The organism is Kineosporiaceae bacterium (assembly GCA_016713225.1).
Taxonomy (GTDB): Bacteria; Actinomycetota; Actinomycetes; order Actinomycetales; family Kineosporiaceae; genus JADJPO01.
Genome location: JADJPO010000004.1, coordinates 513,368 through 538,189, shown reverse-complemented (window position 1 = coordinate 538,189; position 24,822 = coordinate 513,368). Strand labels below are relative to the sequence as shown.

Below are 24,822 nucleotides of genomic sequence, written 5' to 3'. Positions count from 1 at the left end.
TGACCACGAAGCCGCTGGCGTCGTCGTCCCCGACCCGCACCGGGGCGATCTGGGCGCGCAGTAGGCGGCCCCGGTGCATCGTGGCCACCGGGTGGGAACTCGCTGCACCGCTGGTCTCGAGCCGTTCCAGGGCATACGTGACCATCGAGGAATCGAGGATGGTGAACACCGAGCGGCCCAACCCGACCTGGGTGTTCCAGCCTCCCTCGCCCGTCTCGAGCAGCTGCCGCGCGGCGGCGTTGTAGAGCAGGATCCGCCCGTCGATGGTGCACACCAGCACCGCCACGGTGAGCTCCGACATCAGGACGGCGAGCCGGGTGCGCTCGCGTTCCAGGTCTCGGTTGGCCTCGGCGATGCGGGCGGTGACGTCGCTCTGTTCGCGCTGATAGCGATCGGCGAGCTGGTTGACGGCCTCGGTGAGGGCCCGTAACGGTGCGGGCCCGGTGGGCGCCGGACGCAGCGACGGGTTCACCGTGGCGATCAGGACGGTGTCGGCCGCCAACCGGGTGATCGCGCGCGCCAGGCGTCCCCAGGCGAGATAGGCCAGGCCCGCCACGATCGCGGCGGCGGCCAGCGCAACGGCGAGAGTCATCAGCCGTCCCCGAGCAGCTCGTGCACCTTCTCCACCAGCTCACGGGTCGAGAACGGCTTGGTCAGGTAGGCGTTCGCCCCCAGGGCGAGCCCCTTGGCGACCTCGGCCTCGCGGCCGCGAGCGGTCAACATGATGATCTTCATGTGGTCGCCGTGGCCGGTGCGCAACTGCTCACAGACCTGGAACCCGTCGAGCTCGGGCAGCGTGATGTCGAGCAGCACCAGGTCGGGCTTGACACGGTCGGCCTCGGTCAGGGCTGCCCGCCCGTCACCCGCTGTCGTCGTCGTATAGCCCTGCTGCTTCATCAGGAAGTCCAGCGAGATCACGATGTTGGGCTCGTCGTCGACGATCAGAACCTGCGTCATCGTGCCTCCACTGCGCGACCGGTGGGTACCGGCTTCATAGGTACCGTGAACGTGAACGTTGCGCCATGCCTGGGCGTGCTGCGAACCCATAACTGTCCGCCGAAGTGCAGCACGATCTCGCGACTGATGGGTAGCCCCAAGCCGGTTCCCTGCGGCGCCGCGCCGGACCCCTTGACCTGTTGGAACCGCTCGAAGATGCGCTCTTGATCGGCCTCGGGAATTCCCTCGCCATCATCGGTCACATCCACCCGTAGCGTGTCGTGTTCGACGCTCAGCCGCATGGATACCGCGCCGTCCGTGGCACAGAACTTCGAGGCGTTCGAGAGCAGGTTGATCACGACTTGCATGATCCGGTCCCGGTCCACCGGCACGCACGGCACGTAGGGCGGAACCGATACCGCCAGGTGAGCCCCGCGCTTGGTGAACAACTGCTCGCAGGACATGGCCGCATCCTCGACCACTCCGATGAGGTCCACATCGGTGATCTGCCAGTCGACCGCCCCGGAGGCCAGCTTGGAGATATCGAGGATCTGGTTGATCAACCGGGTGAGTCGCTCGGTCTCGTCCACCACGATGCGCAGGTACTTGCCGCGCTCCTCGCTGGGCAGGTCGAGGTTGTCCAGCAGGATCTCCGACAACGCCCGGATCGAGGTCAACGGCGTGCGCAGCTCGTGCGAGACCGACGAGACGAACTCGTCCTTCAGCACGTCGAGTTCACGCAGCCGCTCATTGGCCTCGCGCAGGTCTTCGGTGGCCCGTTGCAGCTCCTCGGACTTCTTCTCCAGCTCGCGGCTGTAGGCCAGCACCTGCGAGGCCTCGTCGAGGATGTCCATCACGTCGTCGACCCACAGCGGGGAGTCGTTGTTGACCACCGAGGCGACCATGACCCGTGCCGACGTGGTGCCGACGGCACCCGACAGCAGGATCTCGACGTGGCGCACCAGCTCGCCGTCCGCCACCCGGCTGCCGGCCAGTGGTGATCTCGCCTCACGCTCCTTCAGGTACTCGTCGAGCACCTCCTTGGCGGCGTCGGTGCCGAGGAAGCGCTGCAGCAGCGCCTGCAGCTCGAGGACCGACACCCGGGCCTCGTCGGCGTCGTTGAGGTCGCTCAGGGTGGTGATGGACTCGTGGCCGTTGCCGACTGCCGCCACCGTCACGGTGGTCTTGGGCGCCTTGCCCTTGCGGTCGCCGGGTCGATGTCCCAGCGAGACCGCCACGTAGAGCCCGATGTTGAGCAACATGCTCCAGAACATGCCGTGGCTCAGCTCGTCCATGCCCTGCAGCCAGAGCAGGTGGCCGGGCCGCAGGGCCTCGATACCCCAGGGACCCTCGTCCAGCAGGCTGGTCGGCAACCAGCCGGAACGGGCGAAGGTCGGCAGCAGCAGGCAGTAGATCCAGACCGCGAACCCGGCCAGCAACCCGCTCAGCGCCCCGTTGCGGGTGCCGCCCCGCCACATCAGACCACCCAGGACGGCGGGGGCGAACTGGGCGACGGCAGCGAAGGAGACCAGGCCGATCGAGACCAGGGCCGGGCCCTCACCGGCGATGCGGAAGTAGGCGTAGCCGAGCAGCAGCAGACCGACGATGGTGCTCCGCCGGATCCACAGCACCAGGCGGCCCAGGTCTCCGGAGTAGCCGAAGCTCGCCAACGGCAGCCCGGCCGTCTGCGCCGGCTGGAGGCCGCGAGGGTGGGGCCGGCGTCGCTCGAACCACAACAGGGCCGGGACGACGACCGAGTTCGAGACCATCGTCGCCAACGCGATGGTCTCGACGATCACCATGCCTGTGGCGGCCGACAGGCCGCCGACGAACACCATCAGTGCCACGCCCGGATGGTCCGCGTTCAGGGGCAGGGCCAGCACGAAGGTGTCGGGGTTCACCGCGCCGACGCCCTGCCCGTCGAAGGTGAGCATGCCGGCGATGGCGATGGGCAACACGAAGAGATTGATCGCCAACAGGTAGAGCGGGAACAACCAGACCGCGGTGTCGAGGTGCTTCTCGTTGACGTTCTCGACCACGGCCACCTGGAATTGGCGCGGCAGGAAGAGGATCGCGAACATCGACAGCACGGTCAGCCAGAACCAGCTGCCGTAACCGACCTGGTCGAGGGTGAACAGCTTGGCGGTCTCGGGGTTGGCGGCTGCCCGAGCGAACAGGTCACCGGGTCCGTCGAACAGGCTGAAGGTGACGAACAGGCCGATCCCCAGGAACGCGATCAGCTTGACGATCGACTCCAGGGCGATGGCGGCGACCATGCCCTCGTGGCGTTCGCTGGCGTCCAGATGCCGGGTGCCGAACAGGATGGTGAAGGCGGCCAGGAACAACGCGACGTACAGCGCGGTGTCCTGCAACACCGGGGTGGTCTCGGTCGCGACCCGGCTCAGGGTGCCGGTGTTCAACACGGTGAAGGTGTCCGAGACCGCCTTCAGCTGCAGCGCGATGTAGGGCACGATGCCGACCATCGCGATCACGGTCACCAGGGCGCCGAGCACGGCGCTGTTGCCGTAGCGATGCGCCACCAGGTCGGCCAGTGAGGTGATCCGGTGCCGCTTGCTGGTGCGGATCATCGCGCGCAGCACGAACCACCAGAACGCCGCCATGATCGTCGGCCCGAGGTAGATCGGCAGGAAGCCGGCGCCGGTGCCCGCGGCGCGTCCGACACTGCCGTAGAAGGTCCAGGACGTCGCGTAGACGGCGAGTGAGAGGGCGTAGACGCCGCCGCTCGAGATCACGCTGCGCCCGCCATCGGCGCGCCGGTCACCCCAGTAGGCGATGGCGAACAGCGTGCCCAGGTAGACGGCGGACACCGCGATCATCAGCCAGCCGGCCATGATCACTCCGTCCGGCGGACGATGGCCCGCAACACCAGGATCAGCACGCTCCAGACCCCGAACAGGTACAACCACAGCACCGGGACGCCGAACACTCGGTGCTCATGATCGGCTACCGAGAGCAGGGGGTAGTTCAGCAGCAGGAACGCCAGGACCCCCACGGCGGTCAGCCGCGCGGTCCGCGCGCGATGGTTCACTCCGGCACCTCCTCTAGGGGCTGCTCAGCCGAGCCGCGGTCGCCTTCTGGATCGTGGACAGCCTGCGCAGGCAGTCGCGCAACCGGCTCTGTTCGAGACCCGTGAGTTCGTCATAGCAGATCCGGTTGTCGGGTTCGTCACCCGCCTCGATGCGATGCAGCTGTGCGCGCAGACGAAGCTGTAGGAGGTACTCGTAGACGTCGGCGAGCTCGCGCGCGGTGGACTCGCCCACGACGTGGTGTGCGGCGGCGTCGTTCAGCCGGTCGATGGTGGCCCGGGCCGGTGAAGCGCACTCCATGGCATAGATCCGGGCCAGGATCACCAGGGCGTACAGCCCGTACCGCTTCAGGTCGAGATAGCCGCCATCGGTGCGTACCCGGCCGAAGGAGCGCAACGGTGGGGGAAAGCTGCCGGCCGTACTGGACAGCGCGACCATGAAGCGCGGCGTGCCGTTGGCGCTCAGCAGGACGTCGTCCATCGAGGTCACATCCAGGGTGCCGTGCGCGACCCGGAAGTCGAGGAACACAGCCGCCTCGACCAGGGCATCCGGGGCCGGCGCACGGATCAGGTTGCGCAGTTCACGCACCCAGCTGGTCAGCGGCAGGCACCAGTTCGTCGCCATGAACCCACCCGGGCAGGGCGGGAAGCCGGCTCGGGTGAGCCCGTCGTTGACGCGGGCGGCCAGCGCGCCGAAGTAGACCCGGGCCTGGTCCTCCTCCTCATCCGAGGCGCAGTCCGCGTAGACCAGGGCGTTGTCCTGATCGGTGAGCAGGTTCTGTTCCAGACGCCCGGCCGAGCCCAGCGAGAGCCAGGCGAATTCGCACGGCGCCGGCCCGAGGTCGGCCTGGGCCAGCTCGATCAGCCGGATCGTCAGAGCGTCGTTCAGGCCGGCCACGATGCGTGAGATCCGGATCGCCGCCAGGCCGTCGTCCATCATCGAGCGGGCCGCCGCGGCAACCTCGGCGGGGTAGTCACGCACGGCGTCCAAGCTGCTCAGGGAGTGGATCCGGGCGAGCAGCAGCATCGGTGGATGGGCCTGGTGGCGCAGGATGTCACTGGAGGAGACCAGGCCGATCACCTCGCCGTCCCGGGTGACGGGCACGTGCCGGAAGCCTTCGTCGAGCATCATCAGCAGGGCGACGGACACCGGGGCGGTCGACGGTGCGCTGCGCACGTTCCAGGTGACCGCCGAGGCGACCGGACTGCCCGCGTCGAGATCGTCGGGGGTGGAGGACTCCGCGAGCACCCGGTCGCGTAGGTCGGTGCTGGTCACGATGCCCAGCTGCCGTGGTTCGGCGCCACGGATCAGGGCCGAACTGACTCGGGAGCGCCGCATGGCCGCGGCAGCCTGGGCGATGGTGAGATCGGCGGGCAGGAAGAAGGGCTCGCGCAGCGGCAGATCGCTCAGGGGTGTGGCCAGGTCGATGACGTGGCGGATGCGTGGCGGGTCGTCGGGTTCGGTCAGCGCAACGGCCTGGTCCACGCCATATCACCGTCCCTGGCCGCGTGCATGTTCACGAGCGGGTCAGTAGCGAGTGGACAGTGCCGTGATCGGTGGCGTCAAGGGGTGTGACATCTCGATCCGTCGTCGATCACAGGCCCAACGCCGCCTGGAGATCCGAACGGGTCTGGGCCAAACGGCGACCTGCCAGCGAGCGGGCGCCCGGTACGCCGATGATCCCGTAGCTGACCGGGACGACGGCCTCGAGGTAGCACTTCAGCTTGGGCTCGGTGCCGCTGGGCCGCACGACGACCCGGATGCCGCCGTCCGTGCGATAGCGCAGGCCATCGGTGGGGGGCAGGCCGGTGGTGGGCTGGGCGAGATCCTCGACGCTGACGACCCGTTGCTCGGCCAGGGTGATCGGTGGATTCTCGCGCAGTCGGGCCATGGCAGCGTCGATCAGGGCGAGGTCGTCGACCCGCACCGCGAGCTGATCGGTGGCGTGGACGCCGTACCGCACTGCGAGCGCGTCCAATTCGTCGATCAGGGTGCGCCCGGCAGCCTTCAGGGTGGCCGCCAGCTCGGCGATCAGCAGTGCGGTCGTGATGCCGTCCTTGTCGCGCACCAGGTAGGGGGCGACGCAGTAGCCGAGGGCTTCCTCGTACCCGAAGACGAGCCCGGGGACGCGCGCGATCCACTTGAACCCGGTGAGGGTCTCGGCATGGGCGATGCCGGCGCGGGCAGCGATCTTGGACAGCAACTCGCTGGAGACGATCGAGCAGGCCATCACCACCGGGAGGCCGTCGGCGGTCTCGGGCAGGCCACGGGCGATCAGGTGTGACCCGAGCAGAGCACCGAGCTCGTCCCCGCGCAGCATCCGCCACGCGGGCTGCTTCGGGCCGGACTGGGCCGGGTTGCCGGCGGGATCGAGCACCGCGACGGCGCACCGGTCGGCGTCCGGGTCGTTGGCGATCACGAGGTCGGCGCCGCGCGCGACGGCTGCGGCCAGCGCCAGGTCGATCGCGCCGGGTTCCTCGGGGTTGGGAAAGCTGACCGTGGGGAAGTCGGGGTCGGGTTCGGCCTGCTGCGGCACGACGTAGGGGGCGGTGAACCCCGCTGCAGTCAGGGCGCGGACCGCGGTGTCGCCGCCGACCCCGTGCAGCGGGGTGAGCACGATCGACAGGTCGCGGGGACTGTCCGGTGCGACGACGGACGCCGCGTGGTCGAGGTAGGTGTCGAGGAGGTCCTCGCCCAGGGTGGACCAGCCGTCGTCGGCGCGGACGACGTCACGTACCGCGGTGATGGCGTCGATGGCGGCGGCGATCTCGGCGTCGGCAGGCGGGACGATCTGGACGCCGTTGCCCTCGGGCGGTGTGAGCCGGCCGCCCAGGTAGACCTTGTAGCCGTTGTCCTGCGGCGGGTTGTGCGAGGCGGTGACCATGACCCCGGCGTCGGCGCCCAGGTGCCGGACGGCGAACGCGAGCACCGGCGTGGGCAGCGGCCGGGGGAGGACCAGGGCCTCGACGCCCGCTCCGGCCATCACCGCGCAGGTATCGGCCGCGAAGGTGTCGGAGTTGTGTCGGGCATCGAAACCGACCACCACCCGCGGGGTTTGGGGCGCCGGGACGTGCGCGGTGAGGTAGCCGGCCAGGCCTGCGGCGGCCCGGATGACGACCGCCCGATTCATCCGGTTCGGCCCGGCGCCGAGGGCACCCCGCAGGCCGGCGGTGCCGAACTGCAACAGGCCGGTGAACCGGTCGGCGAGGTCGGCGGTGGCTGCGTCGTCCCCGGCCTCGGCGCGGGTGATGAGGGCGTCGAGCTCGGCCACGGTCACCGGGTCGGGGTCGTCGTCCCGCCAGGCACGCGCAGCGCTGAGCAGGGCATTCGTCGTCTCCACGCCCCGCAACCTACAAGGCCGACTCTGATTCTGTGTGGCAGAACTGGGGCCATGGCCCCAGTTCTGCCACACAGAATCACGGCTTCAGAAGGGTGGCGGGAGTGGCCAGGCGCCGGGGAGGTCCCCTTCGGTCGCCAGGGGTGGTGGGGTGTCGGGTGGTTCGCTGACGTGGTGTCCGGACGGCGTGCGCCAGGTGATCTGCCCGGTGGTGGGGTCGAGGGTCGGGGTGAACCCGGCGTGGTGTTTGAGTAGGTGGTGGAACCGGCACAACGGTGCCAGGTTCTTCTCTGCTGGTCGTGCCGCCCGTGGCGTGGGCGGTGAGGTGGTCGAGGTCGGTGTCGATCGCGGGGCGTCCACAGCCGGGGTGGGAGCACTTCTGCCGGGCAGCCTTCACGAGTGCTTTGACGAACGGGGACGGCGTGTACCCGGGGTCGGTGGCGGCCCTGCCGATGGCGATCAGGGTGCCGTAGGTCGGGGAGTCGGGTCGGTCGTCGAGCACCTGGCAGCGCCACAGCGCACGTTGGCCGTACTTGTCGAGGATCGCGGCGAGGGCGTCGGTCGGGATGGGGCCGTGGCCGGTGGTCTCGACCCATCCGGATCCGGTCGGTGGTGGCTTCCCGGCCCAGAGCGCGGTGAGGACCTGGAACGGGATGGTCACGTTCAACGACACCTTCGGCTCGACCCGGATCCCCGGCCAGGGTGGTGCTGGGGCGCTGAGTGCCCCGCCGCCGAGCAGGCCACCACTGGCCACGTCGTCACCGGTCACGTCGTCACCGGTCACGTCGTCACTGACCACCTCGTCACCGGTCGCGTCCTCGCCTGTCGGCTGAGCCGTGGGCGCCTCGGTCGGTTCCGGTGCGTGCGGGGTGTTGGTGTGCTGGGTGGTGGTCGCGGTGTCCGGGTCACTGCTGCCTGGGCTGCCGGGTGTGGTGGGCAGTAGTGGGGGGATGGTGTCGGGGTCGGTGATCAGGTCGAACATGACCTGCGCCATCGAGGCTGCCTGACGTTCCCGCTGCCCCATCGACCCACCACCCCGGACGCCGTCACCCCTGCCCGCGCTCGTGTCCGTGTCGGTGCCCGCGCCCGAGTCGGTGCCGGGGCAGGTGGCGGCCCGGACCCGGTGCAGCAGGGCGGCGTGCAGCTCAGCGACGTTCGTGATCGAGCCCCGGTAGGTGATGGCCGCCCGCCCGTAGCCCTGCTGGCTGACCTTGACCGAGTCCTTCTCGGCGGCGGCGTCGTCCAGGATCCGCCGATACGCCACCGCATCGGCCTGCGCGATCAACCGCTCGATCCGGTGACGCAACCCCACGGCGCCGAGTTGCTCGGCCACCGGCAGGATCATCTGTTCCACCCAGTCCCGTGCCCGACCCGCCGCGAGGCGTCCGGTCTGGCGGGCCACCTCCCGCGCCCGGGTCGTGGAGATCGTGCCCTCCAGCAGTGCCCGGTACAGCCGGCCGTGGTCCTCGGGCCAGGTCGCCAGCATCTCCACCCGCGCCCGCAACCCCGACGGACTGATCCGCGCCACCGCGGCGACCTCCTCGATCGCCGCCGTCAACGCCCGCTCCTCCGGGTCACGCACCCACTCCGGCAGGTTCACCTCGACATCCAGATCCAACTCATGCGGGTGACGGGCCTGGTACCGCCACGCCAGCTCCCGGGTCAGCTGGGCTTGGGTGAGTTCGACGTGGGTGATCGCCTGCCGACACGCCACCGCCGCCGACACCACCTCGGCATCCGAGAGTCCCGACGGCTGCGACTGCGCAAGAGTCACCGCCGCCACCGTCACCAGCGACGGCTCGACATTCCCCGGGGTCAGGAACGTCCGGCAGATCCGTCCCGCGACCTGATCCCGGTCGTCCTCGTTCTCCGGTCCGCCGTCGGTGAACCAGTCCCACACTGCCTCCCGCGCCGACAACCGCGTCGAGCCGCGGTCGAGCTGTTCACGTTGGGCGGCGTTCTGCGCTCGCAGTGCCTCGACCTCGCCGCGCAGCGCGTCGTTCTCGACGCTGAGCCGAGCCACCTCGGCGTCCGCGTCGTGCAACAGGTCGGGCGTGAACATGCCCCGATTCTACCCGAACACGTGTTCGAACGCCATTGGGTAAGCTGTCGGATTCGTCTACCCCAGAACGGTTTTCACGCCACCACAAGCCGGGTGGAGGGTTGCGTAGAGGGTGGGGGTGGGTGGGGTTGTCGCGCGCGGCTGGCTGGGTCTGGCGGGAGCGCGAGCCTGCGAGCGCGGATGGACCGCCGCGCGCGACAACCCCACCCACCCCCGCCCGACCCACGCGAGATCGCCGCACGCCACCCCCACCCGACCTCACGACAAGGCGAGGATCAACCCCCAACCCGCAACGGCAGAACCACATTCCGATCCGACGGCGCCCCCGCGAGTCGCTCGCCGTACCCCGGCATCGGGATGTTCGCCGCCAACTCTCGATGCAGCGCCGCCAGTTCTCGCCGACTGAACGCCCCACCCGGCGCCAGCGGACTGTCGTGGTCGACCATGGTGCAGGCCAACGCCAGCTGACCACGTCCGCCGTCCGAGATGTCGATCAGTTCGACGATCCGGGTCTGGCAGGGCCAGTCCACGATGGCGCAGGTGGTGATCTCCCAGAAGCCGCCGCGGCCACCGTCCGGCAGTCGGTGGGGGCTGAGCCGCGCCCGCACCCCGTTGGTGTGGGTGTGCCCGTTGATCCAGGCGACCACGTTCGGGTAGCGATGCACCAGGGCGAGCACGTCCGCCGCCGGCACCACCGGCACGGCTGCGCCGTCCGGACCCGCTGCCACGTAACCGGTTCCGTCGAAGGCGCCGCTGCCGCGGTGATTGGTGAGCGTGTCCAACCCGTGGTGGCTGAACAGGACCACGTAGCGGTCGTCCCCGGTCGAGGTCACCGGTTCGCCGTCCGTGCCGAGGTGTCGCGAGTGCACCTCACGCAGCTGACCCTCCAGCCAGGCCAGCTGCTCGGCGTCGATCGCGCCGTCCGCCCCGCCCAGCAGGCAGGTGGTGTCCAGCGCGATGAACCGGATCGCGCCCCCCGGTGCGGCCGGGGCCGCGACGTCGTAGCTGTAGTAGGCCGTGCCGTCGCGCCGGTTGCGTTCGCCGAAGCCGTGCCCGACGGGCCGAGCCCCGGGCCGGAAGTGCGCCTGCACGAACTCGGCGCGGCTGACCGGACGGCGTCGAGGGTCGGGGGTGATGTCTCGCTGTGCCCCCTTCAAGAACGTGTGCGCCCCGGCCACGAACGTCTCGTAGGCGGTGTCGCGGTCCAGATCATCCGGCAGCGCGAGGGGTTTGGAGCCCGCCACCATCGCCGCCGCCAGTTCGGGGGTCATCCGGCCGACGCCCTGGATCAGCCCCTCGTGGTTGCCGTAGCAGGTCAGCCACGGCATGCCCAGCCCACCTGCGGTGAAGGCGTGCAGCGCCCGATCGAGCACGCCGGGGTGGCGTGGGTAGCCGTACCCGGCGGCGAACATGTCCGGCCCCAGCACGCCCTCGCCGTCTGGCTGCCAGAACACCCGATCGGGCCAGTCGGGGCGTTGCACGCCCTCGTAGCGCACCGGCCCGCCGGTCGGGGGCGCCAGGGACACCTCACCGCCCTCGAAGAGGGCCAGCACCGCGAGCAACTCGTTCCACTGCCCGTTGTCGATGGCATCGCCGGTGGCCACCGCCAGGGCCAGCGGACCACCGCCGACCGGTGCCGAGGTGATCCGGTTGAGCGTGGCGATGGTGGCCTCGACCGCGTGAACGGTGAGCGCCTCGTTCGGTCGTTGGGTGGGAACCAGCAGCTGGAATCGCGGGTCGGTGAACTCCCGGTTGAAGAACTCGAACCGGGCCGGCGAGTGCACGTCGGCCAGTTGCAGATCGGTGATGTGCGTCAACGCGAGCACCGGACGACGCGGCGCCGTGCGCCACACCTGCTCGGCGTCCGGCAGCAGGTCGTCCCGCACGGTGTGCGGCTCACCGGCGCCGCGGACGAGCCCGCGATAGACGCCTTGAAGTCCCTCGGAGAGCACGTCTCCGAGAGCGATGGTGCGTTCGGTGGTCAGCACGGCAGGGTCCGTGTGGTGCGTACTCATCGGGGCGCGAGGGGTTCCTAGTCGACAGGGGTGACCAACACGGCGTCCGGCCGTAACCGTAACCGCACCGCGCTTCCCTGCGGGTGCTCCAAGGCGTCGGAGGTGGCCAGCTGGGCGAGCACCAGGCCCGCCTCACCGGCGTCCAGGGTGAGCCGGCTGATCGCGCCGAGGAACGAGGAGGCGAGTACCGTGGCGGGCATGCCCTCGGCCGCCTCCGCGGGCAGCACCTTCACGGCCTCCGGTCGCACCAGCGCGGTCGCCTTGCCCGAGCGAATCTGCCGGTCCACCAACGGGATCCGCTGCCCGAAGACCGTCGCCTCGCCGCCGTTGACCATCGCCGGCAGCTTGTTGCTCAACCCGACGAACTCGGCCACGAACGGGGTGGCCGGGTTGGCGTACACCTCCGTCGGCGGGCCGAGCTGTTCGAGCTGGCCGGCGCGCATCACCCCGACCCGGTCGGCGATGGCCAGCGCCTCCTCCTGGTCGTGGGTGACGAACAACGTGGTGATGCCCACCTCGAGCTGTACGCGGCGGATCTCGTCACGCAGTTGGGCGCGCACCTTGGCGTCCAGCGCCGACAGCGGCTCGTCCAGCAACAGCACCGTGGGCGAGATCGCCAGGGCGCGCGCCAGGGCGACCCGCTGCTGCTGACCGCCGGACATCTGGTGGGCGTAGCGATCCATCTGCGCACCGAGACCGACCAGGTCGAGCATCTCGGCAGCACGGGCGGTGCGCTTGGCCGCGTCCTGCCCGCGCAGTCTGAGCCCGAACTCGACGTTCTGCCGTGCAGTCATGTGCGGGAAGAGCGAGTAGGCCTGGAACACCATGCCCATGTCGCGCTTGTTGGTCGGCACCCGGGTGACGTCGTTGCCACCGACCACCACCCGCCCGCCGTCGCAGTCCTCCAGCCCGGCCAGCAGCCGCAGCGCGGTGGTCTTGCCGCACCCGCTCGGCCCGAGCAGCGCGACGAGTTCGCCGGGGTGCAGTGTCAGGTCCAGCCCGTCCAGGGCGGTCACCGAACCGTAGTTGCGGCGCAGTCCCTCGAGGCGTACCTCGACGCCGGCACGAGTCGCGGCGGGCACGGACTGAGCACTCACGAGAACCTCCCAGTGCGTCGTCCCCGACGCCCGACGAATGACAGCAGCACGAGCAGGACGAACGCGAAGATCAAGGCTGCCAGCGAGACCGCCATCGACATGCTGGCGTCGGCCAGCCCGAGCTGCTGGATCGCCACCTGCAGGTTCACGTAGTTGAGCAGCGAGGCGATGGTGTACTCGCCCATCACGATCGCGACGCACAACAGTGCCGAGTTCAGCACGGCGGCGGCCATGTTCGGCACCACCACCTTGACGATCACGTCGAACCAGGTGGCCCCCAGGCTGCGCGCGGCCTCCGACAGGGTGCGGACGTCGATCGCGGCCAACCCGGTGTCGAGTGAGCGATAGACGTACGGCAAGACGAGCACCACGTAGGCGAGGAACAGGGTGAGGATCGAGTCGGTGCGGGCCAGATAGCGCACCCAGGCGTAGACCGGCCCGAGGCCGACCACCAGCACGATCGCCGGGATCGTCAGCGGCAGCAGGCAGATGAACTCCACCAGCCGCGACAGCTGGGGCAGTCGCAGTCGCACCCAGATCATGGTCGGCACCATGAGCACCAGGGCGAAGACACTCGTGAGCAGGGCGAGTTCGAGCGAGGCCAGGATCGCCCCGACCAGGGTGCTGTCGCTGACGATCCGCCGCCAGGCGTCCATGGTGCGCGGGGCACCCTCACCGACGCCGCGGGTGCTGAACTCGAACAGTGCCAGCAGCGGCACCACGAAGAACGACCCGAGCGCGACCAGGACGACGACCCGCCAGAGCTGCAGCAGTCGTCGCCGCCGGGCCCGCAGGCCGCCGGACGGCGCCGTGACGGCGCTCATCGCAGCCACCGCGAGGCGCGCTTCTGCAGGTAGGCGTTCAGGGCCATCACGATCGCCACCACGATGATCATGCCGAGGGCCAGGGCCTTGCCGACGTTCTCGCGACCCAGCAGCACCTCGCTGGTCAGCGCCGTGCGAATCTGCAACGGCACGATCGGGGCGCCCTGGCTGATCAGGGCGGCGGCGGTGGCGTAGGCCGAGAAGGCGTTGGCGAACAACAGCAGCAGAGCGCCCAGGAAGGGCGGCGTCAGGATCGGGAAGGCGACCGAGCGCCAGTAGTCCCAGGTGGTGCCGCCGAGCGTCTCGGTGGCCTCGCGCCATTGCGGGCGCACGCCGTCCAGGGCCGGCAGGAACACCAGGACCATCAACGGGATCTGGAAGTAGGAGTACACCAGCACCAGGCCGGTGAGTTCGTAGAGCCAGTTGCCCGAGATGTCGACCCCGACCGTGTTCTGCAACGCGGTGGTCAACAGCCCGGCGCCACCCACCGTGGCGATGAAGGCGAACGCCAGGGTGACGCCGCCGAACTGGGCGAGGACGCCGCAGGCCGAGGTGATGGCCTGACGGACGGCGCCCGTCGGGTTGCCCGTGGCCACCACGTACGCGAGCACGGCACCGAGCACGGCACCGATCACCGCGCTGGCGGCCGAGATCACGAAACTGCTCCAGAACGTCCTCGAGATGTAGCCCTGGGCGATCTCGGTCAGGTTGGCCAGCGTGAACCGCTGTTCACCGTCCAGGAACGCGGCGACCACCACGACGACCGTCGGGGCGATCAGGAAGGCGCCGACATAGGCGAGGAACGGCACGATGCCCAGCAGGTTGCCGGACAGGCCGAGTGGCCGACGGCCGCCCCGTGTGGGGCGGCCGCCGGCCGTGGAGATGACCTCGGTGTTCAGCTGATGGCCTTGGCCCAGCCGGTGGCCAGGACCTTCTTGGCGGCACCGAGCTGGTCCTGCGTCGGGAACTGCGGGGTGCCCTTGACCTCGGGCAGAGCGGCGGCGGCGGCCTTGTCGACCGTGCCGGCCTTGATCATCGCGTCCATCCGCACCGGGCGGGCGCCGCCCTTGAGCCACAGGTTCTGGCCCTCGTCGGAGTACAGGTACTCCTGCCACAGCCGCGCGGCGGCCGGGTGCGGTGCGTCGGCGTTGATGGCCTGCGCGTAGTAGCCGCCGATGGTGGCGTTCTCGGGCAGGAAGACCTTCCAGGTCGGAACGTCCTTGACGTGGCCACCCTGCAGGTAGTCCCAGTCGAAGACGACCGGCGTGGTGCCGTTCTTCACGGTGGCGGTCGAGGCCTGCACCGGGGTGAAGCTGCCGGACTTCTTGAGCTGGCTGAAGAAGTCGACGCCCTTGCTGATGTCGTCCAGCGACCCGCCGTTGGCCACGCTGGCCATCAGCACGCCGTTCAGGGCGGCGTTGGCCTGGGTCGGGTCACCGTTGAGCGCGACCTTGCCCTTGTACTCGGCCTTGAGCAGGTCGGCGACGGACGTCGGCGCCGGCACCTTGGCCGAGTCGTAGCCGATCGACATGTAGCCGCCGTAGTCCTGCACCCACAGGCCGGTCGGCTCCTTCTGGGCGTCGGCGATGTCGGCCCACTTCTCGGTCTGGTACGGCGCGAACAGGGTCGTGTTGGCCAGCGCGACGGCCATGCCGATGTCCAGCACGTCCGGGGCGCGGTCGGTGCCCTTGAGCGACTTCACCGCGTTGATCTCGTCCTGGCTGGAGCCGTCGGGCTGGGCCGAGTTGACGGTGATCCCGTACTTGGCGGTGAAGCCCTTGATGACCTCGCCGTAGTTGGCCCAGTCCGGGGGCAGCGCGATGACGTTGAGCTTGCCCTCCTTCTTCGCCGCGGTCACCAGGGCCTCCAGGCCACCCAGGTCCTTGGCGGACTTGGCGGTCTTGGCGTCGGCGGCGGCCCCGGAGGCCGCGCTGCTGCTGGTGGAGGAGGAGTCGGAACTGGGGGGAGAGCAGGCACTGACCAGCAGTGCGGCGCCGACTGCGACGCCCGAGATCAGGGCACGACGGGTCATTCTCACGAAATTGCCTCCTGGGCGCGGGCCATGGGTGTTCCCACGAGCGAACCGCGGTAAGTCTTTAGTCACGCCCAGGGGGTGTCAAGGATCGTTACCGAGTCGTGCCGAAGCGATAAACCTCGCGTTGACCTGCAGCAACGCCGAATTTCCGCCGCCAACCGGTCACATCCGGCGCACGATCTCCGCCAGCATGGGTCCGATGCGCCCGGCGGCCTCGCGCCCGGCATCGATCACCTCGTCATGGCTCAGCGGGTTCTGCGAGATCCCGGCCGCGAGGTTGGTGACCAGCGAGATGCCGAGGACCTCCAGTCCTGCGGCCCGCGCCGCGATGGCCTCCAACGTGGTCGACATCCCCACCAGGTGGCCGCCGAGGATGCCGGCCATGCGCACCTCGGCGGGGGTCTCGTAGTGCGGGCCCGGGAACTGGACGTAGACGCCGTCCGGCAGTGCCGGGTCGATCTCGCGGGCCACCGCGCGCAGGCGCGACGAGTACAGGTCGGTGAGGTCGACGAAGGTGGCACCCTCGAGCGGGGACACCCCGGTCAGGTTGATGTGGTCACTGATCAGCACCGGGGTGCCCGGCGCCCAGTTCGGGTCGAGCCCACCGCACCCGTTGGTCAGCACGATCGCCCGGCATCCGGCGGCAGCCGCCACCCGCACCCCGTGGACGACGGCCCGCACCCCGTGCCCCTCGTAGTAGTGGGTGCGTGAGCCGAAGACCAGGGCGCGCCGGTCGGTGTCCCCGATGCGTACCGAGCGGATCGTGGCGCTGTGCCCGGCGACGGCGGGGGCGCGGAAGCCCGGCACCTCGCTCGGGTCGAGGCGGGCCAGGGTCTCACCGAGCGCGTCGGCCGCGCCGGCCCAGCCGGAGCCGAGCACCAGGGCCACATCGTGGGACGCGCCGTCGGTCGTCTGCGCGATGCGGTCAGCGGCCTGTTGGGCGAGCTGGGCCGGGTCGGGCGCTGTCGTGAGGTGCTCGGTCATGCGGGGGTCACCACTTCGTCTGGGTCAACATCGGGCGCTGCATCGGGCGCTGGGTCGGGCGCTGGGTCGGGGCGTGCGTCGAGGTCAGCTGCCGGGTTCGGTGTCGTTGTTGGCGGTGCAGGCCCGTGACCGCAGGTCGCTGAGGTAGTCGTCGGGAGCCCCACCGGCCTCGGCGGCGTCCGCGAGCATGCCCAGGTACCGGGCACTCGGCAAGCCGCCCTCGTAGGCGTTGAGCACGTACGCCCAGGCGGTGACCTCGCCGTCCAGGGTGCTGACCCTGACCCTGATCTTGGTCCAGACCCCGATGTCGAGGCCCTCCCACTGGTCGAGTTCGCGCTCGTCGGCGGGGGTGAGGTCGTACAGGGCGACGTACACCTGGTGCCCGACGTCCTCGACGATGGTGCTCAGCGGCCCCTCCCAGCCCAGTTCCTCACCGCCGAAGGTGAGTCGCCAGTCCACCAGCCACCCCGTTCCCCACAGGGGGGAGTGCGGGGCGCGCAGGGACATCCGGTCGGGATCGAGGTTGCTGCCGTAGGCCGCGTACAACGCCATGGGGGTCAAGCGTAGGGATCGATGCCGGATGGACGAGAATGCCACGCGTGATGCTTGCCAACACTGCTGATGCCCACCGCTCCCGCGTCGTCGTGATCGGGGGTGGACCCGGAGGCTACGAGGCCGCTCTGGTGGCGGCTCAACTCGGTGCCGACGTGACGGTCGTCGAGCGCCACGGACTGGGCGGGGCCGCCGTCCTGACCGACGTCGTCCCGTCGAAGACGCTGATCGCCACGGCCGAGGTGATGACCACGGTCGACGAGGCCGACGAGCTGGGCGTGTTCGTGCAGGACGAGCAGGGCCACACCTCCTCGGCGGCCTCGGTGGTGCGCGCCGACCTCGGGCTGGTCAACCGCCGGGTGCGCGAACTGGCCCAGGCGCAGTCGGCGGACATTCTCCGCCGGCTCGAGGGCGAGGGGGTCCGGGTGGTCGAGGGCGACGGTCGCCTCGAAGGCCCCTCCCGCGTTGTGGCCACCGCCCCGGACGGCGTGAGCTCGGTCTTCGAGGCCGACGCCGTGCTGCTGGCCGTGGGTGCGCGCCCCCGCAGGTTGCCGGACGCCATGCCGGACGGCGAACGCATCCTGACCTGGACCCAGCTCTATGACCTGGACTCGCTGCCCGAGCGGTTGATCGTGGTCGGGTCGGGCGTCACCGGTGCGGAGTTCGCCAGTGCCTACGACGCGCTGGGCAGTGACGTCGTGTTGGTGTCCAGCCGCGACCACGTGCTGCCCGGTGAGGACCCGGACGCCGCACAGGTGCTCGAGGACGTGTTCGTGCGTCGGGGCATGCAGGTGCTGGCCCGCTCTCGGGCGCAGTCGGTCAAGCGCACCGGGGACGGCGTGGTGGTCACCCTGGCGGACGGACGCACCGTCGAGGGATCGCACTGCCTGATGGCGGTCGGTGCCGTGCCGAACACCACCGACCTCGGGTTGGAGAGTGCCGGCGTGCGGACCACCGAGGCCGGACACGTCGCGGTCGACCGGGTCTCGCGGACCTCGACCCGCGGCGTCTACGCCGCCGGCGACTGCACCGGCGTGTTCGCCCTGGCCTCGGTCGCGGCGATGCAGGGACGGATCGCGATGTACCACTCGCTCGGCGATGCGGTCAGCCCGTTGAACCTGCGCACCGTGGCCTCGAACATCTTCACCGCGCCCGAGATCGCCACCGTCGGCTGGACCCAGGCCCAGGTCGACGCCGGCGAGGTGACGGCCAGCGTGGTCAAGCTGCCGCTGGCCGGCAATGCCCGGGCCAAGATGCAGGGGATTCACGACGGGTTGGTGAAGCTGTTCTGCGGTAACCGTTCTCACGAGATCCTGGGCGGTGTCGTGGTGGCGCCGCGGGCCAGCGAGCTGATCTTCCCGGTGACCTTGGCGGTGGCGCATCGACTCACCGTCGACGAGGTGGCCCACGCGTTCACCGTCTATCCGTCGCTCACCGGGTCGATCGCCGAGGCAGCTCGACGGTTGCACCGGATGGGCGGTTCCTGATCTCGCAGAGAGGGTTTGTCGTGCCGAGACTGCTCGTCGTGCATCACACGCCGTCCCCGGCGATGCAGCAGATGCTCGAGGCGGTGCTGGCCGGAGCGCGCGACCCCGACATCGTCGGGGTCGACGTCGTGGTCAAGCCCGCGCTCGAGGCCACGGCCACGGATGTGCTTGCTGCGCAGGGGTTCTTGCTCGGCACGCCGGCGAACATCGGCTACATGTCCGGGGCGCTGAAGCACTTCTTCGACCAGATCTACTACCCGACGCTGATCGCGCGCGCCGGGGCGCCGTTCGGTCTGTGGGTCCACGGTGCGGACGACGTCACCGGGGCGGTGCGCGCCGTCCGTGCCATCACCGGCGGCCTCGGCTGGCGTCAGGTGCACGAGGATGTCACGGCCGTCGCGGCGTCGGGTCCGATCACCCGTGAGGTCACCGAGGCCTGCTACTCCCTGGGGGGCACCGTGGCCGTGCACCTGGCCGAGTCGTGACCCACCCCCAAACCGTCGGTGATCATGCAATCCGTGCACGTTTCGTGCACGGATTGCATGATCACCGATGGCTTGGGGGTGGGGGTCAGCGGCGCCAGATCGCCGGGACGAAGTCGACCTGTCCGGCGGGGGCCAGCAGTCGCTTCCAGCCGATGACGGTCTCGAGCGATCCGATGGCGCAGGTGAGCACGCAGCGGTCGACGTCGACTCGCAACCCGGCCGAGGTCGGCACCAGGGTGACGTCGGCCAGGGCCAGGGTGTTCGCCTGGTACCGCATGTCCGCGGGCAGTTTGGCCGCCACGGCCTTGCGGACCTCGGCGAGGGTGGTGATCCCGGCCGGGGCGGCGGCGTCCAGTTGCTCGCCGATCTCGCGTTGGCTCCAGATCCGCCCGGTACGGCTGTTCAGGATGATCGCGTGGAAGCCGTTGGTCGGGTGGGCGCCGGCGACGTCCACGTACTCGGCGAACTCGAGCGCCATCACCGGCGAGGCGTTGGCCACCAGCTTGGCCGTGAGCTGGTACTCACCCGCGTGACCGCTGGGGGAGGGCCGCTCGTAGGCGTCGTTGAAGGCGGCCAGCTGAGCTGCGGCCAGGGCGGCGACAGCGGTCTCGAGGCTGCGCTTCACGAACCGGTCGGTGCCCCGATAGGTGACGGCAACCGTGGTGGCCTTGGCCCCCTTGACCGTCGTGCCGACGGTGCGGATGGTCACGGCACTCGGCTTGGCGGCGGCACCGGCCGCGGCGGTCAGCGAGGGCTGCGCGGCCACGCCGAGGGACAGCGCTGCGCCGAGCGCGAGGCCGACGGTGGTCCGTCTCGCGCTGCGGCGAACCGGATGCGTCGGGGGGCGTCGCACGGGCATTGTCGGGCTCCTGGGGGTGAGGCGATCAGGGTGAGGACGTCGTCAGGGTTCGTCGTGTTGCAGGTGGGCGCGCATCCGATCGAGGACCTGCGCGATCGCTACCAGGGCGAGAAGGGCAGCCGGGTGCCGGGGGCCAGCAGATCCGACCAGGGGAGGGTGACCGAGACCGGCCCCACCATGCAGAACAGGGTGCACTGGTCGACGTGGACCCCCAGACCTGCCCTGGTCGGCACCAGCGTGGTGTTGGTGAGGGCGATCCGGTCTCGCTGGACGTCACCGGTTCCCGCGGCCCGACGCATCTCGGTCAGCAGGGTCACCCCGGGGCGAGCCGCCCGCTGCACCGCGGTGGCGATCGCGGACGTCGTCCAGCGCCGTCCGGTGCGGGTGTCCACCGTGACGGCCGAGAATCGCCAGAGACCCGTGTTGCCGTAGTTGGCATATTCGCGGAACAGGATCGACAGCGTCGGCGAGGTATTGGCCACCACGGCGGCCGTCATCCGGTATTCGGCGGACTCCGGCGTCGAGGGCAGGTGGCGCGCCGTGAACTTGCGGAGCCCGGTGCGCACCTCGGCGGCGGTCATCGCCTCGATCGACCGGGCGATGCGCCGGCTCGGCCCGGTCACGGTGACCGTGGGCACCTTGATGCGGACGCCCTCGACCACCACGGTCCGGCTGCGGATCCGCACCGCGGTGGTGATCAGCGGCGTGACGGTGGTCGACCGCTGACCCGCCGCCGGGGCCGCGGGTCGCGGAGCTGGTTCGGACGCCGCCGGTGCGGTCGACGTGACGACGGCCGCGATCAGCGCGGTGAGCACCATCGTCGACCGGATGGCGAGTGAGCGGAACCGGGGCATGCCGACATCGTGATCTCGACCGGTCGGGCGCCACCGACGGCACGCGCCCGGCCGCCGCAGATCCACCGAACACCCGAGTCACCATCGTCCCCGAACGCGAAGATCGCCGACTACCAGAGCCTTTCTCCCTCGATCGGGGGAAACGCCCTGACAACCGGCGATCGTCGCCGAGTCCGTCAGTCCTTGAGTTCGCAGATCACCGCACCGCTGGTCACGGTCTGGCCCACCTCGGCGGCCAGGCTGGTCACCGTGCCGGCCTTGTGGGCCGTGATCGGCTGCTCCATCTTCATCGCCTCGAGCACCACGACCACGTCGCCCTCGGCCACCACGGCGCCCTCGGCGACCGCGATCTTGACGATGGTGCCCTGCATCGGCGAGGTCAGCGCGTCCCCCGACGCGGCCGACTTGGCCTTGCCGGACGACGCCCGCTTCGGGGCGCGCTTGGGTGCACCGGCGGACGCCGAACCGCCGCCGCCACCCCCACCGAAGCCGGCGGGCAGGCTCACCTCGAGCCGCTTGCCCCCGACCTCGACCACGAGCGTCTCGCGGGCCGATTCGGCGGCGTCCGGGGCGTCGACCGCTCCGGTGCCGTCCCAGGCCGGGATGGTGTTGTCGAACTCGGTCTCGATCCAGCGGGTCGAGATCGTGAACGGCTGCGCCGGGTCGGCCGGCGCGTAGGCCGGGTCGGCGACCACGGCGCGGTGGAACGGGATCACCGTCGGCATGCCCTCGACCACGAACTCGGCCAGTGCCCGGCGCGAGCGGGCCAGCGCCTGCGCCCGGTCGCGGCCGGTGACGATCAGCTTGGCCAACATGGAGTCGAACGCGCCACTGATCACCGAGCCGGTCTCGACGCCGGAATCGAGCCGCACGCCCGGCCCGCTCGGGGTCTCCCAGCGGGTCACGCTGCCGGGCTGGGGCAGGAAGCCGCGCCCGGCGTCCTCGCCGTTGATCCGGAACTCGATCGAGTGACCGCGCAGCTCGACCTCGTCGTAGCCCAGTGGTTCACCGGCGGCGATGCGCAGCTGTTCGCGCACCAGGTCGATGCCCGAGACCTCCTCGGTGACGCAGTGCTCGACCTGAAGGCGCGTGTTGACCTCGAGGAACGAGATCACGCCGTCCTGGCCGACCAGGAACTCACAGGTGCCGGCGCCGACGTAGTGCGCCTCGCGCAGGATCGCCTTGGACGCCCGGTACAGCTCGGCGTTCTGTTCGTCGGTCAGGAACGGTGCGGGCGCCTCTTCGACCAGCTTCTGGTTGCGTCGCTGCAGCGAGCAGTCGCGGGTCGAGACCACGACCACGGTGCCGTGCTGATCAGCCAGACACTGGGTCTCGACGTGGCGCGGCTTGTCGAGGAACCGTTCGACGAAGCACTCGCCGCGGCCGAATGCCGACACCGCCTCGCGCACCGCCGAGTCGTACAGCTCGGGGATCTCCTCCAGGGTGCGGGCGACCTTCAGCCCGCGCCCGCCACCGCCGTAGGCGGCCTTGATGGCCACCGGCAGCCCGTACTGCTGGGCGAAGGCCAGCACCTCGTCGGAACCGCCCACCGGATCGGACGTGCCCGGCACCAGGGGAGCACCGGCGGCCTGGGCGATGTGGCGGGCCTTGACCTTGTCGCCCAGTGCGTCGATCGCCGCCGGCGGTGGACCGATCCAGGTCAGCCCGGCGTCCATCACCGCCTGCGCGAACAGCGCGTTCTCGGCGAGGAAGCCGTACCCCGGGTGGACGGCGTCCGCGCCCGAACGGCGCGCGACGTCCAGCAACTTGTCGACCACCAGATACGACTCGGCGGACGTCGCACCTCCGAGGGCATAGGCCTCGTCGGCGACCCGGACGTGGACTCCGTCCCGGTCGGGGTCGGCGTAGACGGCAACCGAGGCGATCCCGGCATCCCGGCAAGCCCGGGCAACGCGGACGGCGATCTCACCCCGGTTGGCGATGAGTACCTTGGTGATGGGCGACATGGCACTCCCTTCCTGCGTGGCGAGCCTAGTCCGGGCGGGTGGCGGGGGTCAGTGCTGCCACAGTGGCGCAGGGCACAGGAACAACGGCAGCGTTGGTTGTGTTCTTGTCGTCGACATACCCCGGTGGGTATGACGTAACCCTGCGGCGCAGCCGCACCCCGACCCGCGAGGAGCTGAACGTTCCGTGGCCACCGTGACCATGACCGCCGACAACCACGATGCGACCATCGAGGATGGCATCGTGCTGATCGACTTCTGGGCCGCCTGGTGCGGGCCGTGTCGCCAGTTCGCCCCGGTGTTCGAGCGAGTCTCCGAGGCCAACCCCGATGCCGTCTTCGCCAAGGTCGACACCGAGGCCGAGCAGGCGCTGGCCGCCCGGTACGGCGTGACCTCCATCCCCACCCTGGTGATCTACCGCGACGGCGTGCCGATCTTCGGCCAGCCGGGCGCGTTGCCCCAGCCGGCGCTCGAGAACCTGCTCGAGCAGGTGCGGGGCCTCGACATGGACACCGTGCGCAGCGAGTATGCCGCGCAGGTGGCCGCGCACGAGGCGCGCGCCTGACCCGACGCCGGCCGGGTCTGGCCTGGTCGGTCAGCCCTGGGTGGGCAGGGTCAGCTTGGCCATCAGTGCACGGTGGTCCGAACCGCCGATGACCACGGTCTCGACCGAGGTCACCCCGACCCCGCCGGCCACCATCGCGTGGTCGAGTGGCAGCACCGCCAGTGGTGACCAGGTGGGCCAGGAGGGGCGTGGCCCCTGGCCCAGCATGTCGGCGGCGTCCTGGATGCCCGCCTGAGCGAACCGGCGGAAGTCGGCGTGCCAGGACGTCGCGTTGAGGTTGGCGAGCAGCACCCGAGCCCCCTCGGCGCGCTGGGCGGACTCCCGCAGCAGGGTCAGGTCGTCGGCCCAGCGCCGTCCGCCGCTCGGTGCGGGGGTCGCGACGTGCCCGGAGATGAGGGTGAAGGTCGCCGAGTCCTTGGTGGCGCCGATGGCCACGGCCGGCCACTGCGTGCCAGTAACCTCGCGGGGGTTGGTCAGGGTGACGTCCGGACGGGTCCACAGGCCCATTCCGGCCCGCGGGTCGTCCGCCACGCCGTCCTTGCCCGGCAGGCGTACCCAGCCGGCGCTGACCACCCGGTCGAGGCCGGCCACGGCGAGCTCGTGGGCCAAGGCCCCCGAGAGTTCGGTGATCACCAGGACGTCGACGGTGCCCGCGGTGGCCGCGGCGACGATGTCCGGTGCGCTCGCGCGCCCCTGGTGGGCGTTGACCAGCATGACCCGCAGCGCCACGGTCCGGCCGGTGGTGCTCGGCTGGTCCCCGGCCGCGTAGGGGGCCACGAAGATCCAGGGCAGGACGGCGGCGATCGCGGCAGCGGGCAGGGCGAGCCAGTTGCCTCGGCGGGCCGCCACCGTGATCAGCGGCACGGCGAGCACGGTGGCCAGTGGGGCCGCCCCGGCGATGGCGATCACGGCGCTCGCCGGGAGGTCGCCCAGATCCGGGCCGACCCGCAGGAGGCAGGCCAAGGGCCACATCAAGAGCAGCACCGACAACGCCGGCAGCACCAGCACGCGGGGCCACGACCCGGGCGGGCGGCTCGGGACCAACGACCGCCACGATCGCCACGACCGCCACGACCGAGGTGAGCGTGATGGGGCGGCTGCGCGGCGTGACCGTCGGGTGGGCTGCTCGGCGTCCCGGTTACCGGTTGCTCCGTTCACCGCCGCCTGACCGCTCATGGCCGGTTCTGGCCCCTTCGCCGTGCCGGAGTGACGCTCGGGTGCGCGCCGCTGATGAAGCGTCAAGGTAGCCCACGCCGGGGTGTTGCCCGGGTCAAGCGTGACCTATGTCGCCGCTGATCGGCTCATCGAGGGCGGTCCAGGCCTCGGCCGATCTCGCTGTCGCGGCAGCGGCGCTCGACGTCGTCCAGTTCGGCCAGGGTTGCCTCGATGTCCTGACGGCGCTGTTCCAGCTCGGCGCGCCGGGCGGCGATCTGCTCGAGCAGGTACTCCATCTGGCCGCGCTCGCCGACCTCCTGGTCGTAGAGGTCGACGATGTGGCGGATCTGGTCCAGGTCGAAGCCGAGCCGCTTGCCTCGCAGCACCAGGGCCAGTCGCACCCGGTCGCGGGGGTGGAACAGCCGCTGCGTGCCACGGCGTTCAGGGGAGATCAGGCCGCGATCCTCGTAGAACCGGATGGTGCGGTGGGTGATGCCGAATTCCTCGGCGACCTGGGCGATCGACCAGGCTGCGTCGAGCTCCGGCTCGCTCGCCGTCATGTCG

22 protein-coding genes are annotated in these 24,822 nt (G+C 70.4%); 3 read left to right on the top strand and 19 right to left on the bottom strand.

Annotated features, from left to right (window positions below):
• The 14 genes from IPK24_18900 to IPK24_18835 form a co-directional block, all read right to left on the bottom strand.
• The coding region (locus IPK24_18900) for a DNA polymerase III subunit epsilon (protein ID MBK8077581.1) at positions 1–592 on the bottom strand (592 nt) is incomplete at its 3' end.
• A complete protein-coding gene (locus IPK24_18895; protein ID MBK8077580.1) occupies positions 592–957 on the bottom strand; it encodes a response regulator in 366 nt (121 codons plus the stop codon). The genes IPK24_18900 and IPK24_18895, both read right to left, overlap by 1 nt.
• On the bottom strand, positions 954–3,791 hold the full coding sequence (locus IPK24_18890) for a histidine kinase (GenBank protein ID MBK8077579.1): 2,838 nt from the start codon (positions 3,789–3,791) through the stop codon (positions 954–956). The genes IPK24_18895 and IPK24_18890 overlap by 4 nt, the downstream gene beginning before the upstream one ends.
• Entirely contained in the window at positions 3,791–3,985 is a 195-nt protein-coding gene (locus tag IPK24_18885) for a hypothetical protein (GenBank protein ID MBK8077578.1), read from the bottom strand. Before IPK24_18885 ends, IPK24_18890 begins: the two co-directional genes overlap by 1 nt.
• 13 nt (positions 3,986–3,998) lie before the next feature.
• The gene (locus IPK24_18880) at positions 3,999–5,468 is read right to left on the bottom strand and encodes a CBS domain-containing protein (GenBank protein ID MBK8077577.1); all 1,470 of its coding nucleotides are present in this window, start codon (positions 5,466–5,468) and stop codon (positions 3,999–4,001) included.
• A 109-nt stretch (positions 5,469–5,577) separates the two neighbouring features.
• A complete protein-coding gene (locus IPK24_18875; protein MBK8077576.1) occupies positions 5,578–7,332 on the bottom strand; it encodes a phospho-sugar mutase in 1,755 nt (584 codons plus the stop codon).
• A 67-nt stretch (positions 7,333–7,399) separates the two neighbouring features.
• Positions 7,400–9,382 (bottom strand): hypothetical protein, encoded by a 1,983-nt coding sequence (locus IPK24_18870; GenBank protein ID MBK8077575.1) that lies wholly within the window; start codon positions 9,380–9,382, stop codon positions 7,400–7,402.
• Between the two features lie 275 nt (positions 9,383–9,657).
• A complete protein-coding gene (locus IPK24_18865) occupies positions 9,658–11,370 on the bottom strand; it encodes a TIGR03767 family metallophosphoesterase (protein MBK8077574.1) in 1,713 nt (570 codons plus the stop codon).
• Positions 11,371–11,414: 44 nt separating this feature from the next.
• Positions 11,415–12,479: an ABC transporter ATP-binding protein gene (locus tag IPK24_18860; GenBank protein MBK8077573.1), complete on the bottom strand. Its 1,065-nt coding sequence runs from the start codon at positions 12,477–12,479 to the stop codon at positions 11,415–11,417.
• Between the two features lie 11 nt (positions 12,480–12,490).
• On the bottom strand, positions 12,491–13,318 hold the full coding sequence (locus IPK24_18855) for an ABC transporter permease subunit (protein MBK8077572.1): 828 nt from the start codon (positions 13,316–13,318) through the stop codon (positions 12,491–12,493).
• The gene (locus IPK24_18850) at positions 13,315–14,136 is read right to left on the bottom strand and encodes an ABC transporter permease subunit (GenBank protein ID MBK8077571.1); all 822 of its coding nucleotides are present in this window, start codon (positions 14,134–14,136) and stop codon (positions 13,315–13,317) included. The genes IPK24_18855 and IPK24_18850 overlap by 4 nt, the downstream gene beginning before the upstream one ends.
• Positions 14,137–14,213: 77 nt before the next feature.
• Positions 14,214–15,350 carry an ABC transporter substrate-binding protein gene (locus IPK24_18845; GenBank protein MBK8077570.1) on the bottom strand — a complete coding sequence of 379 codons (1,137 nt, stop codon included), beginning with the start codon at positions 15,348–15,350 and terminating at the stop codon, positions 14,214–14,216.
• Positions 15,351–15,515: 165 nt separating this feature from the next.
• The gene (locus IPK24_18840; GenBank protein ID MBK8077569.1) at positions 15,516–16,337 is read right to left on the bottom strand and encodes a purine-nucleoside phosphorylase; all 822 of its coding nucleotides are present in this window, start codon (positions 16,335–16,337) and stop codon (positions 15,516–15,518) included.
• A gap of 84 nt (positions 16,338–16,421) precedes the next feature.
• The gene (locus IPK24_18835) at positions 16,422–16,889 is read right to left on the bottom strand and encodes a gamma-glutamylcyclotransferase (protein MBK8077568.1); all 468 of its coding nucleotides are present in this window, start codon (positions 16,887–16,889) and stop codon (positions 16,422–16,424) included.
• A 50-nt stretch (positions 16,890–16,939) separates the two neighbouring features.
• On the opposite strand from IPK24_18835, the gene IPK24_18830 reads away from it, so the two are divergent.
• Entirely contained in the window at positions 16,940–18,376 is a 1,437-nt protein-coding gene (locus IPK24_18830; GenBank protein MBK8077567.1) for an NAD(P)H-quinone dehydrogenase, read from the top strand.
• Between the two features lie 20 nt (positions 18,377–18,396).
• Entirely contained in the window at positions 18,397–18,861 is a 465-nt protein-coding gene (locus IPK24_18825; protein ID MBK8077566.1) for a flavodoxin family protein, read from the top strand.
• Positions 18,862–18,946: 85 nt separating this feature from the next.
• Here IPK24_18825 and IPK24_18820 read toward each other — a convergent pair whose 3' ends face one another.
• From IPK24_18820 to IPK24_18810, 3 genes are all read right to left on the bottom strand, one after another.
• Positions 18,947–19,720 (bottom strand): hypothetical protein, encoded by a 774-nt coding sequence (locus IPK24_18820; GenBank protein ID MBK8077565.1) that lies wholly within the window; start codon positions 19,718–19,720, stop codon positions 18,947–18,949.
• A 98-nt stretch (positions 19,721–19,818) separates the two neighbouring features.
• Complete coding sequence (locus IPK24_18815; GenBank protein ID MBK8077564.1) at positions 19,819–20,574, bottom strand: hypothetical protein; 756 nt, start codon at positions 20,572–20,574, stop codon at positions 19,819–19,821.
• 176 nt (positions 20,575–20,750) lie between these two features.
• Positions 20,751–22,541, bottom strand: a complete 1,791-nt coding sequence (locus IPK24_18810) for an ATP-grasp domain-containing protein (protein MBK8077563.1) — start codon at positions 22,539–22,541, stop codon at positions 20,751–20,753.
• Positions 22,542–22,725: 184 nt separating this feature from the next.
• Here IPK24_18810 and trxA point away from each other — a divergent pair, with 184 nt between their 5' ends.
• Positions 22,726–23,103, top strand: a complete 378-nt coding sequence (gene trxA, locus IPK24_18805) for a thioredoxin (GenBank protein MBK8077562.1) — start codon at positions 22,726–22,728, stop codon at positions 23,101–23,103.
• Positions 23,104–23,133: 30 nt separating this feature from the next.
• Here the strand turns inward: trxA and IPK24_18800 are convergent, their stop codons facing one another.
• Both IPK24_18800 and IPK24_18795 read right to left on the bottom strand, forming a co-directional pair.
• Complete coding sequence (locus IPK24_18800; GenBank protein MBK8077561.1) at positions 23,134–24,111, bottom strand: endonuclease/exonuclease/phosphatase family protein; 978 nt, start codon at positions 24,109–24,111, stop codon at positions 23,134–23,136.
• Between the two features lie 293 nt (positions 24,112–24,404).
• Positions 24,405–24,818 (bottom strand): MerR family DNA-binding transcriptional regulator, encoded by a 414-nt coding sequence (locus IPK24_18795; protein MBK8077560.1) that lies wholly within the window; start codon positions 24,816–24,818, stop codon positions 24,405–24,407.
• Positions 24,819–24,822 lie beyond the last annotated feature (4 nt).